Consider the following 17,775-nt stretch of genomic DNA (forward strand, 5'->3'; position numbering starts at 1 on the left):
TTCTTAGGAAATCTGGCTTTTTATTTTTTTAATGAATCATCAGGAAACTTATGACGCCAAGTCCGGCTACTAAAAATAAAAAAGCAAAGAAGTTGATCGTAAATAATACTGTGCCGATAATAAAACTGACAATTCCGTGAGAATTATAGACCTTGTAATGTGCAATAAAGAAATAGATAACGCTGTAAAAGACCATCAGTGTCATAACGAAATATATAATACCATTTATGAAACTTATGTTAATGACGTCGGTCAGCTTGTTTAGAAAAGTGAATATTAAGATATTAAGAAGTAGAAACGAAAAATAATGCAATGTGAAAATTCCGTGGTCAAAATACCACCATTTCTTTTTGTTATGAAAAATCCATAAGAATAATGCGAAAATCGGAAGATAAATAAACAAAGCTTTAGGTAGATTGTGAAAAGAGGTTTCATACAGTTTTTTCAAAATCTCTCCTTTTTTAACCCCTTGTTCTTTGAGCTCAAAATATTTGTGTGCAAAAGGTGTATTGATAAAATCAAAAAATGATGGGTTTTTAGCTACTGCTGAATCATAAGATTTTCTATTGGTGAATCCATTAAATTCCGAATCTTCACTCATTCCTTTGCTCATATCAAATGTTCCCTGCAGCTCATTGATTTTTGCAGAGTCTTTGAGAGCGGCGTTTAATTTAGAGATATAAATGCTGTCTTTTTCTTCAAGTTTCTCTTTGCTTCTGGTTTCTTCTAGTGCTTTTTGAATTTCTGTTATTTTATTTTTTTCAGGCAATAATTTCGATTTTCCCTTACCTTCAAAATTAATGTCGAATGGAGGAAACAATGCAAAAAGAAAAAACGTGATAAAACTGATAAAAATATAAAGCTTAACCGGCGGGACAAATTTTTGTCTTTTACCTTCGAGATAGGTGTTTGTCAGTTTACCGGGTTTGAAAAGCAGGTTTTTAATGGTTCCCCAAAACTGGCCATCATAATGTGTGAAATCCTCTACAAAATGTGTAAAAAGATAATAGAAAGGCTGTCTTGTCTGGATGTTTTGCTGGCCACAGTTTGGGCAATATTTTTCTTCAACAAGATGCCCGCAATTCAGGCAGTCTTTTTCTTCTCTCAGTTTTCCGTGGCTCATTAATAGAATTTTTCTCAAAAATATAAAAAAAGCAGAATTATCAAAGTTGATATTTGAATAAATTATTGAAACTTTTTTGGACTTAATGATTCGTTAACATATTAATCTTTAGAAAATTAAAATATTTTTCTGAGGAAAATTTTTCATACGAGAAAAAATTCCTACCTTTGCACACCCTTTGAGGGAAAATTATGTTTAATCGTAAACGATAAATTGTGAATACATTAAGTTACAAAACAGTATCGGCAAACAAAGCTACCGCTAATAAAGAATGGGTTGTGGTAGACGCTGCTGAGCAACCGTTGGGAAGACTAGCTTCTACCGTTGCAAAGATTTTGAGAGGTAAGCACAAAACGAATTACACACCACACGTAGATTGTGGAGACAATGTAATCGTTTTGAACGCTGGGAAAGTTACACTTTCCGGAAACAAGTGGGCAGACAAAACTTACATTTGGCACACTGGATATCCAGGAGGTCAGAAGTCTATGACTGCTGAGGAGCTTAGAAAAAAAGATGCTCTTAAAGTATTAGAAAGATCTGTAAAAGGAATGCTTCCTAAAAACAGATTAGGTTCGGCTTTATTCAAAAACCTTTATTTATATGAAGGAACTGAGCACAAACACGAAGCTCAACAGCCAAAAGTAATCAATGTTAACGAATTCAAATAATTGAGTATGTCTATAGTACACAAAATCGGAAGAAGAAAAACTTCTGTTGCAAGAGTTTATGTGAAGCCAGGAACTGGCAATATCACTATAAACGGGAAAGATGCTAAAACTTACTTCTGTACGGATGTTTTAGTTTATAAAGTAAATCAGCCATTTTTGTTGACAGAAACTGTAGGTCAGTACGACTTGACTGTTAATGTTTTTGGTGGAGGGATCACTGGTCAGGCAGAAGCTGTGAGACTTGGTGTTTCAAGAGCACTTTGTGAGATCAATGAAGAGTTCAGATTACTTCTTAAGCCACACGGATTGCTTACAAGAGATGCAAGAATGGTGGAAAGAAAGAAACCGGGACAGAAAAAAGCGAGAAAGAGATTCCAGTTCTCAAAACGTTAATTTCAGGATTCAGGATATCAGACACAGGATATGGTTCTTGGTTCTCGATTCTTGGTTCTATTTATCAACAAAAAATATTGCCCGTTATGTTTAGCATCCAAACTTTACTCCCATCTAAAGTAAAGTTGATTGCAGAAAAGCGGAAAGTAAACTAACAAAAACAAGAAAACATGGCAAAAGCAAATGTAAAAGACCTTTTAGAGGCTGGTGTACACTTCGGTCACATGACCAGAAAGTGGAATCCAAATATGGCTCCATACATCTTCATGGAGAAAAACGGTATTCACATCGTAGATTTACATAAAACAGCAGTAAAATTGGACGAAGCGTGCAGCGCTTTGGAAAAATTGACTTCATCTGGTAAAAAAGTTCTTTTCGTAGCGACTAAAAAGCAGGCGAAAGAAGTAGTTGCAAAACACGCAGCAGAACTTAACATGCCTTACATCACAGAAAGATGGCCAGGTGGAATGCTAACTAACTTCGTAACTATCAGAAAAGCGGTTAAAAAAATGAACGCAATTGATAAAATGAAGAAAGACGGAACATTCGAAACTTTGTCTAAAAAAGAAAGATTGCAGGTAGATCGTCAAAGAGCTAATCTTGAGAAGAACTTAGGATCTATTTCTGACATGGTTCGTCTTCCTTCAGCTATTTTCGTAGTTGATATCATGAGAGAACACATCGCAGTTACAGAAGCAAAAAAATTGGGTATCCCGGTTTTTGGTATCGTAGATACAAACTCAGATCCTAGAAAAGTGGATTTTGTAATCCCAGGAAATGATGATGCTTCTAAATCTATCGATATGATCCTTTCTGTTGTAGCAGACGCTGTAAAAGAAGGTCAGTCTCAGAGAAAAGCAGAAAAAGAAAAATCTAAAGAGGAAGGCGAAAAAGTTTCTGCTGATGCAGATGCGGATTTTGATGCAGAATAATTAGAATTTTTTCTAAATATAAAAGCGGTTCAATCATTTGAATCGCTTTTTTTTGTTCAGGAATAAAAAAATCCCACAAATTGTTTTGTGGGGGGTTTAAGTGGAGTTGGAGGTTTTCGAACCTATTGTATTTTAACATAATCCAAAATATGTAATATATCTATTTATCAGTATTTTAACTATATTTGTATAAGCTAGTTTTTATGTCTAAATATAGAAGAAGTAGCACCTAAACTGGCACCTGATGAACTACACTTTTAAACTTAAGCAACCCAATGGTACAAAGGAATCTTTGATTTATTTCCGTTCTTTTTTCAACAATGAAAATAAGAATTTCATCTATTCTACGGGTGAGAAAATAAAACCAATCGAATGGGATTTTGAAGGCAGACAACCAAATGACCTAAATGGAAGGACTAAAAGGACAGAAATTCATCGAAGCATCAAAATGCAATTAGATCGATACAGCAGTTTCTTTACAGAGATTGTTAATAGATATAAGAACATAAATGAAGAACTTACAGTTGATATTCTTAAACAAAGATTTGATGAAAAGTTCAAAAAAATTACTATTAAAAGTGATTTCTTTAGGATTTACCAGGAGTTTTTCGATGAGAAGGAAAATGACTATACTGGGAATTCGATTTCAAACTCAACTCTAAAGCGTTACAAATGCAATAAAAACTTACTCGAAGATTTTGAAAGCAATTGTAAAGTTAAGATCACTCTGGGAAAATTTGATGATAAACTTTATAATAAGTTTCTAAAGTATTGTATTGAAGAAAAAAAGCATTCTTCAAATACATTACACAGAAATGTCGGTTTGCTCAAGACTTTTCTTCTTTGGGCTCTCAATAAAAAATATACATACAATAATAATTTTATTACGTTCAAAAAACCTGCGAAGTTTACTACTGATGAAATAGCTTTAAATTACGAACAAGTTGAGCTAATATACAATTATGACTTCAGTGATAACAAAAGATTGGAAAGGGTACGTGACCTTTTTGTTTTTGGATGTACTACAGGAATGAGGTTTGGCAATTACAGTACGATTTCAAGAAGTGATGTTGATGGCAATTTCATACGTGTCATTGATTTAAAAAGTAGGCACTAACATAATGTTACACTTTAAAATTTTAAGAGAACTCTAAAAGGGGTTCTTTTTTTTGTTTAACAATTAAATTTACAAAAATGAAAAAAGAAAATATTACAAATAAAGAACTGTTTGATGAATTAAAAGCTAGAGGATTTTTCACATTACCAACAGGTCTTGAGAATAGTAAAAATATTGAATGGATAATTGTCTCTGTTGAAGAACCTGAAAGAGATATTTATTATTATTGGGGTAAAGATTACGACAAGAGAAAAAGAGGAAGTGGTAGTGACGGAAATTAAACATCATCTAATCCAACCCAAACAGTACCCTGTGATTTAGTTACTGTAATCTCATAATATCTATTTGTTTGTTTGGCGGCTGATTCAACAGAATTAAGAATTAGGCTTTTATGAAATGTAATTTCAAAATCTATACTTTTGCAAGTTACTAAATAACGCAATGTTTGGGTCTTTACAAGATGCGTTTTGGTATTGCTATTAATGTTGTTATCTATCCAACCGCCAATGCGGTAAGAAATACTTTTAATCTAAAGTATACATTTTCTTCTATTGTTCTTATATTTCTGATTGAAAAATAAGTTTTAAAAAATAAAAAGGAACTTCGTTTCCGAAGTTCCCAAAATAATCAGAAGAAAAAATTTATTATGAAAAAAATTACTTCTTGATGACTTTTTTCATTTCTACTTTATTATCCGCCGTCATTATTGATATAAAATAGACACCAGCAGAAAGATTACTTAGTTCCAAAACTTTTTTATTGGACTGCTGTAGTAGCTTCCCTGATACATCAAAAATCTGAACGGTTTTTATATCTTTTTGAGAATTTAAATATAAACTATCTATAAAGGGATTTGGATATAGCATTGTTGAATTCTTTCCTTCGTCCATAACAGAAAGAGTGGAATCGGATGTTAGAATCCTTGCAATTCTATTTTTACCTAAGCCCTTATAATTTGTAAAGAGTCCACCTATCAAAGCTTTCCCATCTGAATCCAAAGTAACAATATTGATAGTATTATTTGCACCAACAGAACCTACGGAGAAATTTGTGTCAAGGCTTCCGTCTGCGTTCAGTCGCATCAATCTATTGGAAGAAGTTGAGTTATATTTTGTAAAGCTTCCGCCTAAGATTATTTTACCGTCTGCCTGCAAAGCAAGACTCAAAACTGCAGCATCTACTATACTGGCCGTTGGTGATGCAATGAAAGAAGTATCTGTTGTACCATCTGCATTCAGTCTTGCAACTCTTGTAGAAGTTATTCCGTTAATAGTTGTGAAATTACCACCAATTATTATTTTTCCGTCTGGCTGTAAAGCTATAGTATTTACAAGAAAATTTGCGGCGCCTCCAGTAAAGCTTGTATCTAGGCTTCCGTCAGTGTTTAGGCGGATTACTTTTGCAGTTTTGCCATTGAAACTTGTAAAACTGCCAGCCAATAGAATTTTGCCGTCTTGTTGTACTGTAACTGCCGCTACCGAACCGCTGTTCGCTCCGGTTCCAATTGCAAAACTATTATCAATTGTACCATTTTCATTAAGTCTTACAAACCTATTAATCGAAGTGCTTCCATATGCTGTAAAATTACCTCCTGCAAGAATCTTTCCGTCATTCTGAACCGCTAAGGCCATTATCCCATTATTGAAACCAGTTCCTGTCGTGGAAAAGCCAGTATCCAGCATACCATCTTTATCAACTCTGATAAGATTGGTTACAGAGGTTCCGTTATATTTTGTAAATGTTCCTCCAACAAGAATTTTTTCGTCCGATTGTAGTGCTATGCTATTAAGTGTTCCGTTTGCACCTGTTCCTGTAATGAAAGTAGAATCTAATGAACCATCATTATTCAATCTCGTTAGTCTTCCCGTTGGGATACCATTAAATGTACTCATATTGCCCGCGACGATAATTTTTTTATCAGGCTGTACTGTGATGGCATTGACAGTTGAATCAGCGCCGGTGGATAAATTATATGATGAATCAACACTTCCATCGTTATTAATGTGAGTAAAGTATTGATTGACAAAATCATTATACGTTGCGAAAGAACCTAAGAGATAGAAAGAACCATCTGTGTTTGGAATTATATTCAAAACAGAGCCGGAAGCACCAGCTTGCCCATTATTAAATGTCGAATCCAAAACTCCATTAGCAGATAATTTTGCAAACCTGTTAACTGATGCTCCACTGAATGTAGTAAAGTTCCCCCCAACATAAATATCAGTACCAACTATTTTTAAAGTATATACACCTCCCGTAGTTGTGTTGCTATTATTGAAAGAACTATCCAATGTTCCATCCGTATTGAGTCTCACCAAATTCTGTACTGTTGTTCCATTGTAAGATGTGAATGCTCCTCCAACCAAAAATTTTCCATCGGACTGCATTTCAATCATTGAAACAGTACTGTTGAATCCAGTTCCGGTATTGAAAGATGTTATTACATTTCCTGAATCATCAAGCTTAACAAGATTTTTTATTGATACACCCGTCGCACCATTGAAACCTGTAAAACTTCCTCCTACGATGTAATTATTATTAGTGGCATCATATAACACCTTATTGATTCCGGAATTGCTTATACCGGCTCCTGGATCAGCTTTAAAACTGCTGTCAAAAGAACCGTCTGAATTAAGTCTTGCAATTTTAATTGCAGTATAGTCATCATTGTAAAGTGTAAAACTACCGTAGATAATTATCTTTCCTGACGGCAATATAGTAAGTCCCGAAACAATATTATTTGGTCCGGTCCCGCTACCTGTAAAGGTAGAATCAAGTGTTCCATCTGCATTTAACCTTGCAAGCCTATAGACTGTGGTGTTGTTATACTTTGTAAAATTACCACCAACTAATATTTTCCCATCCGATTGAACATCAGCAGAATATACATAAGCATCGAATCCTGTTCCTGAGCTGAAAGTATTGTCAATGGTACCATTGGGATTAATCCTTACAATTCTGTTTGCAGTGGACCCATTATAGGTTGTAAAATTTCCAACTAATAAAATTTTACCATCAGACAGCTTAATAGACTGGGAAATATTCCCGTTTGCACCATCACCGTAGCCGTTACCTGAGTCAGCAACATTAAAGGTCGTGTCTAAATCGCCAGACTGCGCTAAAAACAATCCGGAAATCATAACTAAAGTTAGTAATAGAATTCTTTTCATTGGTATTAATTTTTGATGATTTTTTGAGTATTGATGTTGCCTTTTGAATCTTTGACTGAAACAATGTAAACTCCCTTTGCAAATTCAGTAAAATCAATTTTGTCTGACTTAGTTGTTTTTAAAATCTGTCCTGCAATATTGAAAACTTTTACTTCGGCGATATTATTCTCAGAATTGATATTAAGATATGAACTTACAGGATTGGGATACATTGCAATGTTTCTCTTTGCAGACAGATTGTCAACAGACAAATAATTATCTAAGTCGTAATTTTGAGCAAAAGAATAATCTCCACCATTTCTTTCTTCCTGCCAAACAGCAACAAAATTATTATCAGTACCACCAGTAAAAGTGATATAACCTTTAGCAGTATCACTAGTAACAATATCAATTAACTGATTTGAAAAATAGAATGAACCATCATCGTTGAGTGCAGATATTGAAATCGGTGTAGAATTAGCGCCGTTGTAATCAGCATTAATAGAAATAAATACTGGTTTCTCGTTTGCCATTCTAAGGTTTGCCAGTTGCGCTTTGTTGTTAGAAGTTACGCTGAACAATTCTTTTGCCCCGTCTGTTAAGAGCCTGTTTCCAGTATTTTTATCAAACTTTTGGACATAAGTCCCAGATGAACCTTGAGAAGAAGTTGTAAATCTGGAAATAGCCCAAATATTAGAACTTCCGGCCTGCATAGCAATTTTTGTATTCATTTCGTAGTAAGTATTTGTCGTGCTAAAATCTTTACCATTGTTGCCCCAAGGTAATGTTCCATCAGCATTAACTCTCTGTAAAAATGAATCGAATCTAGTACTTGAAGCTCCCGTAAAACCCAGATAAACTACATCTCCATCTGTTATTGTGTTATATCTTGTGTTGAAGGCTGTTGTTCTGGTTGTCAGCTTTGTCATCGCACTCCACATCGCATTTCCTGTTGAGCTGTCATATCTCTGCGCATAAAAGTTAGAATCTGGCTGAGCAACAGAAGCTCTCGCGTGGATTAACGCAACAAAACTACCGTCTGACAAAACGCCTCCCTCACCCACGGTTGTTGAAGTATAAGAAGCCGAAGGTATGGCTACAGTTTGTAGAGATGGCCAAAGCATTTGCTTATTTGCATCATATTTTCCAATGAAGCTGTTATTCCCTGACATATAGGTTACATAAACATTGGAAGAATTGGGGTCAGTAAAAACCTTGGCATCATAAGTTCCGGTTGGCAGTATCAGACCATCATTACCCCAAAGCTGCGTTCCGGCTGTCGAAATTTTATGGACAAAACTTCTACCTGTTCCGTCGGTTTCTGTAAAAGAGATATAGAGATTATTATCTTTATCTACTGTTGTACTATATTGTACGGTGAACGTGGAAATATTTGTATCCGAACGAACCAATAAACCATCTGTCCCGAATTTTTTATTTCCATCTTTATCTAGGAGCTGAACATAGAGTTGATAGTTATCTGAACTTCCGGTTACTTTCCAAAAAGACACAAAGGTACTTCCATCGCTTGTACTAATTGATTGCGGAACTGAAGTCTGATACGTTGCAAGTGGCGTGTTTTGCGAATAGTCATTTGTCCACTGTGCATCGATTGCTTGTATAAACAATGATAGAATTAAAATTGTAATTTTTTTCATAATAAAATCTTTAGTGAGACAAGATTCGGAATTATGAAAAGAAATATGAAAAATGTTGCCACTACAACAACACTCATCACTATATGGCTACCACTCTTTTACCACTCAAATTAAATAAGATGTTGGTTATAAGATATTTAAATTTCTGAAATATACTTATGTAATTCCATATTTGTATTGGTTAATCCTAATTTTTTTCTAAGGCGAGTTCTGGAATTTTCTACTGATTTTATGGAAGTTTTGGTAATATCTGCAATATCTTTAGAGCTAAGATTGAGTTTTATAAATGCACAAAGTTTTTTTTCTGTTTGGGACAAGTCAGGATGTTTTTCCATAAGACTCTCATAAAAAGAATTATAAACATTATTAAATCTGAGATTAAATTCGTCCATCGATCCTCTTTGTGAATTTTTGCTTAGTCTGAAAATGATATTGTTTAACTCTTTTTTTAGTTCATCAATGTCCTCGGATTTGAGTTTTTCTTTTATTTCATCAATAAGTTCTTGATAGAGTTCTGTCTTTTTATTTTCCAGCATTGTCTTGGAAACAAGTTCTTTGTTTCTAATTTCCAAATCGAGATTTAACTCATTGGTTCTGGATATTGACAAGTCTTTTTCCAGCTTTTCCTTAACAAGATTATTTTTGTATCTCAAAAGGACAAATGCTAATGCTGAAATTAAAACAATCAAAATCAGAATCACAGATAGCAACTTGAGTCTGCTTTTGCTGTTTTCCAACTCCAATTTCTGTTCTTTATTTTTGAATTCAGCTTCTATTTTCCCTTTTTCTATGTTAACTGCTTTCTCCTCAATATTAAGACTGTCGCGGACATTGTCGTACTCCTGAAAGTATGTAGACGATTTTTTATAATCACCTTTGCTGTAATAAGCCTTATACAAAGCCTGCAAAACATCACGATTTTGAAAGCTATATTTGATTTTCGAATTATCTCTGGCTTTTTCAGCGTACTCTATAGCAAATTCATTTTTATTTATTTCCCGATAGAAGTTTGAGAATGCAGTATAAAAATTGGTAAGAAGATATGGGTCATTGCTCTTACTCAATAAACTTTCTACATATTTAAACTCCTTTTCAGCTTCTACATTTTCATTCTTGGCAGCGAGAGCTTCAGCATAATTTGTATGAGATATTACCTTTATCGGTACTTCTTGTGTGTTTATAGAATTTTGTATCGCTTTTTGGTAGTAGTTAATAGCAGAATCTATTTTATTACTATGTAAATAAATGGTTCCAATATTATTTAATGCCTTGGCTGCTAAATCGTAGTTTTTTATGTTTCTATTAAAATGATAAATATTTTCAAAATGTTTTAAGGCTTCTTTTTTATTGTTCATTCGTGCATTGATAATCGCGATAAGATTTTCAATTTCAGATGCTTTTACCTTATTATTTTCTTTATAATATTCATAAGCTTCCAGATTATATCTTAAGGCAATATCAAAAATATCCCTGTTGTAATAAAGATTTGCAGCAGCTTTATAAAATGAGTTTCTCAACTCATTATCATCGGATTTTGCAGAGATTTCATCAGCTTGACTAATATTTTTTTTAGCTTCTTCCCAATCATCATACATCATTTCTGACGCTTTCTTGAGATGGGATTCTACTTTCTGTTTATTCGAGCGAATATCTTGGCACCATATCATATAGGGTGCGAATAGTACAATAAATAAGTATCTAATTTTAGCTGATTTCAATAATTAAATTTACAAACAAAACTACGTATTATTTTAATTAATGTAAAGAGGTGACTTCAAACATAATTAACTTCAGATTACTCAGTAAATTAGAAGTTTATAAATCATATTCTATAAATGATTAAGTTTATATGAATCTAACTTGTATATACAATTTAAACTATTTAAAACTGGCACCAAAATTAGCACCTAAAAATATAAAACCCTTTAAATCAGTTATTTAAAGGGTTTTAAGTGGAGTTGGAGGGATTCGAACCCTCGTCCAAACAAGCAATACGCAAGCTTTCTACATGCTTATTTTGCTATTGGTTTTCGGGCTCAGGCAGAGAGCAAACACCCAACCTAAACCTTAGCTTCTAAAATTTTCGAGTCCTGGCCGAAGCTTTCAGAACCTTATTTCCGCATTCCTATGCCTCAGAATCAAACGCCGCAGAACAGAGCATTTGTGAGACATCTTGCTTCCTTACTATCTTCAGGAAAGCGCTTGAAACCTACTAAACTTCGGATTAAGCTGCAAGAGCGAACTCTTCGTTGCCAGTTAAAATGTTGTAGCAAGGGATTTAAGAGATCGCGCTACGGTTCTCTGCATGCTTACTTACCCATTGGTCTTGCTGTCGAAACCAGTCAACCCCTTTTTAGAATAAGACTACAAATTTACAAATAAAACCATCAACTAACAACTATAAACCAAAAACTAAATTTGGGCGTGACCCTCGCCAAGCAAGTCCAGCCGCTCGGGTCGGGCTGTCTGTTGCAATCTTTTTGTCATTCGCCCTTAGTCTGCAAAAGAAACTTCAACACAGACAAAAAGGATTTCCACTCCCATCCCTCACGCATGGTGCAAAAAAAGCTTTCACAATAAACATCGGCCCCAAATTATTCAGAGTCCAGTCAATCCAATATCAGAAAAACCTTAACAAAAATACAACACCCGAATTCCCAATAAATCATAACGGTGGTTAAATCCGGTTAAAACTTCCCGATTCCGTACATTTCAAATCATTTCAAACTACGAATAGATTTAATTTTGCTCAAAATATACTATGAAAACACATCAACTTCTTTTTCTTCTGATATTTTTCTCTATCAGTATTTCTGGCCAGACAGATTATATCCTGGGAAATGTCACCAATGAAAATGGCGACAGATTACCAAAGGCAAGCATATACAATCTAAGAACCGATCAGATCGTTATTTCCGACAAAATGGGAAATTTTGCCATTGCCGCTCTGCCATCGGATGAACTGAGGATTTCCAGGGAAGGCTATGAAAGAAGAGTAATCCCGGTCAGTGTTGACAATTTCTCAAAAAACCTCGAAGTAAAGCTTACAAGCATTCCGAAGGAGATAGAAGAAGTGAAGCTCACCTTCAGACCCACCGGAATCCTGAAAAAAGATGTGACAAGACTCAATCCGCCACCAAAAGTCGTGGAACTGAACACAGCAATGAATCTTTATATGAGAACGCCATCCACTGAAGCGATCCCAAAACTCTCGACACCATCAGCTTTCAAACAACCCGATTTCAGATCTGGACAACTGGATCTGATAAAGCTTGCAGGTGCAATTGGCGGATTAGTCGGGAAAGTAACATCATCCCCGAAAACAGCAGCCGATTATGCAGAGACACAGGACTTCTATAAAAGAGTGAAATCTGTCATTGATCTTGGTTATTACACAAAATACGGACTGGATGAGTATGATTTTGATATCTTTCTGGCATATGCAGATCAGGCTTATGATCTTGCCAAGAATTACAGAAAAAACTTTAATAAAGCGGCTATCGAATATAAACTCAAGGAAGCTTTCGCAGAATATATCAAAACCCATAATTTTTCCAGAAAGGAATCCGAAGGTTGAAAATTTTAACCAAAACTTTTCATTTTATGAAGGTGTAAATTTTTATAAAAATTCTTTGTTTGATGTTTATGTGTTTTTAATTATGTGTTTATGATGTTGTGTTTAATTTTAAATTTCCCTTTTAATAATGCTTTTGGTTGCACATTGCGTGTAACTTCCCTATCCATAGCACTTTTAACATAATGTGGAAAACTTTTACGGATGATTGTCAGATTTTTGACGTTTTCAGGACATTTGCCCTTTCATTTGTTGGATTCAATTTCTACTTTTGTGTTATCGCTTCGGAAGAAAAAAGAAATGTATATTTTCTAAAAAATCAGAATTCCGAATATTTTCACAAATTATTATTAACCAATTGATTAAACACCAGCATTATGGGGATTTTTGATAAAAGAATAAGTTATAAACCATTTGAATATCCGGAAGTTTTACAATTTATAGAAGCTATCAACAAATCCTATTGGGTGCACTCGGAAGTGGATTTTACTGCAGATGTACAGGATTTTCACTCTCAGCTGGAACCACACGAAAAAAATGCGGTGAAGCATGCGCTTTTGGCAATCGCCCAGATCGAGGTTAACGTGAAAACTTTTTGGGGGAATCTTTATAACCACCTTCCAAAACCGGAACTGAATGGTTTGGGAGCAACCTTTGCTGAGTGCGAATTCCGTCATTCGGAAGCTTATTCCAGATTACTGGAAGTGTTGGGTTACAATGATGAGTTCCTGAATGTTGTAGATATCCCGGCGGTAAAAGACAGAATAGATTACCTGAGCAAAGTTCTTAAAAACGCCAATTCTCAGGATCCGAAAGCTTATGTTTCTTCATTATTGCTGTTCAGTATTCTGATAGAAAACGTATCTTTATTCAGCCAGTTTGCAATCATTTTGTCATTTACAAGATTCAAAGGTTATATGAAGAATGTTTCCAACATCATTGCCTGGACTTCGGTGGATGAGCAAATTCATGCTAACGGCGGAATCTATCTCATCAACAAAATCAGAGAAGAGCAACCGGATCTGTTAAATGACAGCGATATAGAAGCCATTTATGATTTGGTGGATGAATCCATACAGATGGAATCCAATATTCTGGACTGGATTTTCGAATTAGGTGAGATTGAAAATGTTTCCAAGAAAAATCTTCTTGATTTCATGAAATATAGGGTAGATGACTCGTTAAAAAAAATCGGGATGAAAACAAGATACAACGTAACGCCGGAAGATTACAAACCGATGATTTGGTTCGAGGAAGAAGTTTTCGCCAACTCAATGGATGATTTCTTCGCCAAACGTCCGGTAGATTATACAAAACACGACAAGTCTATCACAGCAAACGACTTGTTTTAAATTTCCTTTCTTTGACCGGCCAAAATTCAGAGAATTTTTGACGGAGTAGTTTAGAATTTGGAAGTCTCTTGCAAATTGTGCTTAAGTCGGATCACGATGAAATCGCGAGCGAAGCGAGCGTCAAAAAAGATGAATATTATAGATATCACCCTGAGCGGGGTCAAAGATTAGAATATCAATATAGCGAAGCCATTAGAAAATCTAGCTTTCTAAAAAAGGCTATTGAACGAAGGTAAAAAGTGAGGAATCACTTTAATTTATAAAAGAAAATTTTAAGAAATATATTATTGATTCTTGGAGTTTTCTTTTTTATGTGATAAAGCCAATATTAGTCTGAGTTGCTTTGGTTTTATTTAAATATTTAGTCATTAACTAAATTTAAATAAATATGAACTCAGAGATTATTTCAGAAATTGAACACAGCCAGTCAGACAATTTCCAGTTAGGTGAATATATTTATATGGGAATGGGTTTGACCAGGGGACACAGGATTTGTATGTCCGTAGCATACAAAATTGATTATTGCATCAAAAAAGCAAAGCAGTTTGAAGAAGTGAACGGCCATGTGACCTTCACACATATCAACAAAGTAAAAGTAGGAGAATTGGAACGGTACAAAAAAATACCGTTGAACTGATTCTGTAAATTGAAAAAGAAATTAGCAAGCAAAAATAAAAGTTATGATGGACGAGAACATAGATATCTGGTGGCTCAACGAAGAATCTGAGCAGATGCTGAACAGAGGCTACCTTCTGAAAGGGGAAACCGTGGAAGGTGCGATCGACAGGATTACAACTGCAGCAGCAAAACGTCTTTATAAACCGGAATTGCAACCGGCTTTCAAAGAGATGATTGTCAAAGGCTGGATTAGTTTTTCGTCACCGGTCTGGGCCAATATGGGAACGCAGCGTGGCTTGCCGATCTCTTGTTTTAATGTTCATATTCCGGATAATATCGAAGGCATTACTCACAAATTGGGTGAAGTCATTATGCAGACGAAAATCGGAGGCGGAACTTCTGGTTATTTCGGCGAGCTGAGAAACAGAGGAACAGCGGTTACAGACAACGGAAAATCTTCCGGAGCGGTTTCTTTTATGAAATTGTACGATACCGCAATGGATGTGGTTTCTCAGGGCGGTGTGAGGAGAGGTGCTTTCGCAGCGTATCTTGACATCGATCACGGCGATATTGAAGAATTTTTGAGTATCAAAGATATCGGAAGCCCGATTCAGAACTTGTTTACAGGTGTATGTGTTCCGGATTACTGGATGCAGGATATGATTGATGGCGATGTAGAGAAGAGAAAAATCTGGGCAAGGGTCTTGGAAAGCCGTCAGCAAAAAGGTTTACCTTATATTTTCTTCACAGATAACGTGAACAGAAACAAACCTCAGGTTTATAAAGATGCCGGATTGATGGTGAATGCAAGTAACTTATGCTCCGAGATTATGTTGCCGTCAACTGCTAACGAATCTTTCATCTGCTGTCTGTCTTCAATGAACCTTGAATTGTATGATGAATGGAAAGATACCAACGCTGTGAAATTAGCGATCTATTTCTTAGATGCCGTTCTTTCAGAATTCATTGAGAAAACAGAAGGTAATTATTACCTGACATCGGCAAGAAACTTTGCAATGCGTCATAGAGCTTTAGGATTAGGTGTTTTGGGATATCATTCTTATCTTCAGAAGAATATGATTCCGTTTGAAAGTTTCCAGGCGACTCAGTTCAATGCAAGAGCATTCCGACATATTAAAGAACAATCTGAAATTGCGTCGAAAGAATTGGCAAACATCTATGGCGAACCGGACATGTTGAAAGGCTATGGAATGAGAAATACAACGCTGATGGCCATTGCGCCAACAACTTCCAGTTCTGCAATTTTGGGACAAACTTCTCCTGGTATTGAGCCTTTCGCTTCCAACTATTACAAAGCAGGTTTGGCCAAAGGAAACTTTATGCGTAAGAACAAATATCTGGCAAAATTGTTAGACGAAAAAGGTCTTGACAATGAAGAAACATGGAGAACGATTATGCTGAATCACGGTTCTGTTCAGCACCTTGAAGGATTGACAGATGATGAGAAAGCGGTTTTCAAAACGTTCAGAGAGATTTCTCCGATGGAAATCGTTTCGCAGGCAGCCCAAAGACAACAGTATATAGACCAGGCTCAGTCTCTTAACTTGCAGATTCCTTCCACAATGCCGGTTAAAGATGTAAATTACGTGATGATAGAAGCTTGGAAAAAAGGGGTGAAAACATTGTATTACCAAAGAAGTTCTTCGGTTTCCAAAGAATTGATGGTAAACTTTGTGACTTGCTCGGCTTGTGAAGCGTAGAAATTAATAAAAAATTAAGAATTGATAATTAAAACCATCTTGTTACAAAATGAGGTGGTTTTTTTGTTAACTTTAAACTTCTAATTTAACATAACCTCTAACTTCTCACAAAATGAAATTCGGACAAGTTGCTGACCCGTCACAAATCGATTTTACTTTGCCAAAAGACCACCCTCAGAACAAATTCATTCTAAATCAGAATAAAAAAGGTTTGGACAATATTTCTATCGGTTGTGCAAAATGGAACAAGACCGACCTCAAAGGTTTCTATCCGAAAGGAACAAAAGATGAATTGACATATTACGCCACTCAATTTAATTCGATTGAGCTGAATGCAACTTTCTACGGAATGCCAACTGCGGAACAGGTTCAGACCTGGAAAGAAAAAACGCCGAAAGATTTCAAGTTCTTCCCGAAAATAACCAACACGGTTTCACACTTCCGAAGATTGCTGAATATTACAGATGTCGTGACGCAATTCGCTTCAGCAGTTCTTAATTTTGATGAAAAGTTGGGAATGGTTTTTCTACAGCTTCATGATAATTTCAAACCCAAAGATTACGAACGTCTGGAAAAATTCGTGCAGGATTGGCCAAAAGAAGTGCCTTTGGCAATAGAATTAAGAAACACGGAATGGTTTACCGATGAAGAAATATTCAATACCGTTTGTGAATTATTTGAAATGAACAATATAACAAACATCATTGTAGATACAGCCGGACGAAGAGACATGCTTCACATGCGACTGACAACACCGAATGCTTTTATCCGGTATGTTGGAGCTAACGCTGATAGTGATTATGCGAGATTGGAAGATTGGCTGGAAAGATTGACACAATGGAAAAAAGAAGGTTTGCAGAATCTGTATTTTTTTGTCCATCAGAATATTGAAAAAGCATCACCATTATTGTCATCCCATTTGATACAGAAAATGAATGAAAAATGGAAAACGGATCTCCATATTCCGGTGATGGCAGATAGTCAGCCAACTTTATTTTAAAAAACTAAAAATTCCCTTCCAAAAAGAAGGGAATTGATTTTTTAATGATTCTTGCCGCTATAGGATTGGCATAAACTGAATTTTTTGGCGGACGATTTATTAAGCCAAAAACTTAAGCTCTTTGTCTTTAAAGTTATTATTTTCAACAAGTTTTTGCATAGCTTTCATTGTTTTTCTTCGGAGCTTTGCAAGGATGCGGACATTTTTATCATCGCTGTAATCGAAAATATCATCCTCGAAAGAAAATACATCGCCTTTTTTGAAGCTGATATTGTTTTTCATTTCTTTCAGCAGCATCAGATTGGTCATAACTCTGAGCGAGGCACTTTCGGCAGCTTCCATGTGCTTCAGAGATTTTAGGAGTTCCTTTTTATATTTTTTCTTGGATTTCATATAAAGAATTTATTTGTTTTGATTAATTACAATCGTTTTTCTGAAATTATGTTTTGTGGCAAATTTATGAATTT

General features: G+C 35.2%; 15 protein-coding genes and 1 other RNA gene. 10 read left to right on the forward strand and 6 right to left on the reverse strand.

Annotation, left to right across the window (positions count from 1 at the left end):
* Window positions 1-28: 28 nt before the first annotated feature.
* A complete protein-coding gene (locus BUA97_RS09690; RefSeq protein ID WP_072997641.1) occupies window positions 29-1,123 on the reverse strand; it encodes a DUF3667 domain-containing protein in 1,095 nt (364 codons plus the stop codon).
* Window positions 1,124-1,338: 215 nt separating this feature from the next.
* Between BUA97_RS09690 and rplM the strand changes: the two genes are divergently transcribed.
* The 5 genes from rplM to BUA97_RS09715 all read left to right on the forward strand — a co-directional run bounded on the left by rplM (window position 1,339) and on the right by BUA97_RS09715 (window position 4,517).
* Window positions 1,339-1,794, forward strand: a complete 456-nt coding sequence (gene rplM, locus BUA97_RS09695) for a 50S ribosomal protein L13 (RefSeq protein ID WP_072997642.1) — start codon at window positions 1,339-1,341, stop codon at window positions 1,792-1,794.
* Window positions 1,795-1,800: 6 nt separating this feature from the next.
* A complete protein-coding gene (gene rpsI, locus BUA97_RS09700; protein WP_072997643.1) occupies window positions 1,801-2,187 on the forward strand; it encodes a 30S ribosomal protein S9 in 387 nt (128 codons plus the stop codon).
* A 170-nt stretch (window positions 2,188-2,357) separates the two neighbouring features.
* Complete coding sequence (gene rpsB, locus BUA97_RS09705) at window positions 2,358-3,119, forward strand: 30S ribosomal protein S2 (RefSeq protein ID WP_072997644.1); 762 nt, start codon at window positions 2,358-2,360, stop codon at window positions 3,117-3,119.
* A 244-nt stretch (window positions 3,120-3,363) separates the two neighbouring features.
* A complete protein-coding gene (locus BUA97_RS09710) occupies window positions 3,364-4,236 on the forward strand; it encodes a phage integrase SAM-like domain-containing protein (protein WP_245795870.1) in 873 nt (290 codons plus the stop codon).
* Window positions 4,237-4,313: 77 nt separating this feature from the next.
* A complete protein-coding gene (locus BUA97_RS09715) occupies window positions 4,314-4,517 on the forward strand; it encodes a hypothetical protein (RefSeq protein ID WP_072997645.1) in 204 nt (67 codons plus the stop codon).
* Window positions 4,518-4,892: 375 nt separating this feature from the next.
* Here BUA97_RS09715 and BUA97_RS09720 read toward each other — a convergent pair whose 3' ends face one another.
* The 4 genes from BUA97_RS09720 to ssrA form a co-directional block, all read right to left on the reverse strand.
* Complete coding sequence (locus BUA97_RS09720) at window positions 4,893-7,406, reverse strand: T9SS type A sorting domain-containing protein (RefSeq protein ID WP_084081302.1); 2,514 nt, start codon at window positions 7,404-7,406, stop codon at window positions 4,893-4,895.
* 5 nt (window positions 7,407-7,411) lie between these two features.
* Entirely contained in the window at window positions 7,412-9,043 is a 1,632-nt protein-coding gene (locus BUA97_RS09725) for a T9SS type A sorting domain-containing protein (RefSeq protein ID WP_072997647.1), read from the reverse strand.
* Window positions 9,044-9,180: 137 nt separating this feature from the next.
* Complete coding sequence (locus tag BUA97_RS09730) at window positions 9,181-10,710, reverse strand: tetratricopeptide repeat protein (RefSeq protein WP_072997648.1); 1,530 nt, start codon at window positions 10,708-10,710, stop codon at window positions 9,181-9,183.
* 283 nt (window positions 10,711-10,993) lie between these two features.
* Window positions 10,994-11,393: a transfer-messenger RNA gene (gene ssrA / locus BUA97_RS09735) on the reverse strand.
* Window positions 11,394-11,804: 411 nt separating this feature from the next.
* On the opposite strand from ssrA, the gene BUA97_RS09740 reads away from it, so the two are divergent.
* The 5 genes from BUA97_RS09740 (at window position 11,805) to BUA97_RS09760 (ending at window position 17,308) form a co-directional block, all read left to right on the forward strand.
* On the forward strand, window positions 11,805-12,620 hold the full coding sequence (locus BUA97_RS09740; RefSeq protein ID WP_072997649.1) for a carboxypeptidase-like regulatory domain-containing protein: 816 nt from the start codon (window positions 11,805-11,807) through the stop codon (window positions 12,618-12,620).
* Between the two features lie 374 nt (window positions 12,621-12,994).
* Window positions 12,995-13,969, forward strand: coding sequence for a ribonucleotide-diphosphate reductase subunit beta (locus BUA97_RS09745; RefSeq protein WP_072997650.1), 975 nt, complete (start codon window positions 12,995-12,997; stop codon window positions 13,967-13,969).
* A 388-nt stretch (window positions 13,970-14,357) separates the two neighbouring features.
* Window positions 14,358-14,606 carry a hypothetical protein gene (locus tag BUA97_RS09750; protein WP_175546190.1) on the forward strand — a complete coding sequence of 83 codons (249 nt, stop codon included), beginning with the start codon at window positions 14,358-14,360 and terminating at the stop codon, window positions 14,604-14,606.
* 46 nt (window positions 14,607-14,652) lie between these two features.
* Window positions 14,653-16,308 carry a ribonucleoside-diphosphate reductase subunit alpha gene (locus BUA97_RS09755; protein ID WP_072997652.1) on the forward strand — a complete coding sequence of 552 codons (1,656 nt, stop codon included), beginning with the start codon at window positions 14,653-14,655 and terminating at the stop codon, window positions 16,306-16,308.
* 112 nt (window positions 16,309-16,420) lie between these two features.
* Window positions 16,421-17,308: a DUF72 domain-containing protein gene (locus tag BUA97_RS09760; RefSeq protein ID WP_072997653.1), complete on the forward strand. Its 888-nt coding sequence runs from the start codon at window positions 16,421-16,423 to the stop codon at window positions 17,306-17,308.
* A gap of 99 nt (window positions 17,309-17,407) precedes the next feature.
* Here the strand turns inward: BUA97_RS09760 and BUA97_RS09765 are convergent, their stop codons facing one another.
* A complete protein-coding gene (locus BUA97_RS09765; RefSeq protein WP_072997654.1) occupies window positions 17,408-17,701 on the reverse strand; it encodes a hypothetical protein in 294 nt (97 codons plus the stop codon).
* Window positions 17,702-17,775: the final 74 nt, after the last annotated feature.

Source organism: Epilithonimonas mollis (assembly GCF_900142325.1).
Taxonomy (GTDB): Bacteria; Bacteroidota; Bacteroidia; order Flavobacteriales; family Weeksellaceae; genus Epilithonimonas; species Epilithonimonas mollis.

Excerpts from the sequence above, each read along its gene's own strand:
- BUA97_RS09690 (WP_072997641.1), bottom strand. The coding sequence starts at position 1,123 with ATGAGCCACGGAAAACTGAGAGAAGAAAAAGACTGCCTGAATTGCGGG.
- rpsI (WP_072997643.1), top strand. The coding sequence starts at position 1,801 with ATGTCTATAGTACACAAAATCGGAAGAAGAAAAACTTCTGTTGCAAGA.
- rpsB (WP_072997644.1), top strand. The coding sequence starts at position 2,358 with ATGGCAAAAGCAAATGTAAAAGACCTTTTAGAGGCTGGTGTACACTTC.
- BUA97_RS09710 (WP_245795870.1), top strand. The coding sequence starts at position 3,364 with ATGAACTACACTTTTAAACTTAAGCAACCCAATGGTACAAAGGAATCT.
- BUA97_RS09715 (WP_072997645.1), top strand. The coding sequence starts at position 4,314 with ATGAAAAAAGAAAATATTACAAATAAAGAACTGTTTGATGAATTAAAA.
- BUA97_RS09720 (WP_084081302.1), bottom strand. The coding sequence starts at position 7,406 with ATGAAAAGAATTCTATTACTAACTTTAGTTATGATTTCCGGATTGTTT.
- BUA97_RS09725 (WP_072997647.1), bottom strand. The coding sequence starts at position 9,043 with ATGAAAAAAATTACAATTTTAATTCTATCATTGTTTATACAAGCAATC.
- BUA97_RS09730 (WP_072997648.1), bottom strand. The coding sequence starts at position 10,710 with ATGATATGGTGCCAAGATATTCGCTCGAATAAACAGAAAGTAGAATCC.
- BUA97_RS09740 (WP_072997649.1), top strand. The coding sequence starts at position 11,805 with ATGAAAACACATCAACTTCTTTTTCTTCTGATATTTTTCTCTATCAGT.
- BUA97_RS09745 (WP_072997650.1), top strand. The coding sequence starts at position 12,995 with ATGGGGATTTTTGATAAAAGAATAAGTTATAAACCATTTGAATATCCG.
- BUA97_RS09750 (WP_175546190.1), top strand. The coding sequence starts at position 14,358 with ATGAACTCAGAGATTATTTCAGAAATTGAACACAGCCAGTCAGACAAT.
- BUA97_RS09755 (WP_072997652.1), top strand. The coding sequence starts at position 14,653 with ATGGACGAGAACATAGATATCTGGTGGCTCAACGAAGAATCTGAGCAG.
- BUA97_RS09760 (WP_072997653.1), top strand. The coding sequence starts at position 16,421 with ATGAAATTCGGACAAGTTGCTGACCCGTCACAAATCGATTTTACTTTG.
- BUA97_RS09765 (WP_072997654.1), bottom strand. The coding sequence starts at position 17,701 with ATGAAATCCAAGAAAAAATATAAAAAGGAACTCCTAAAATCTCTGAAG.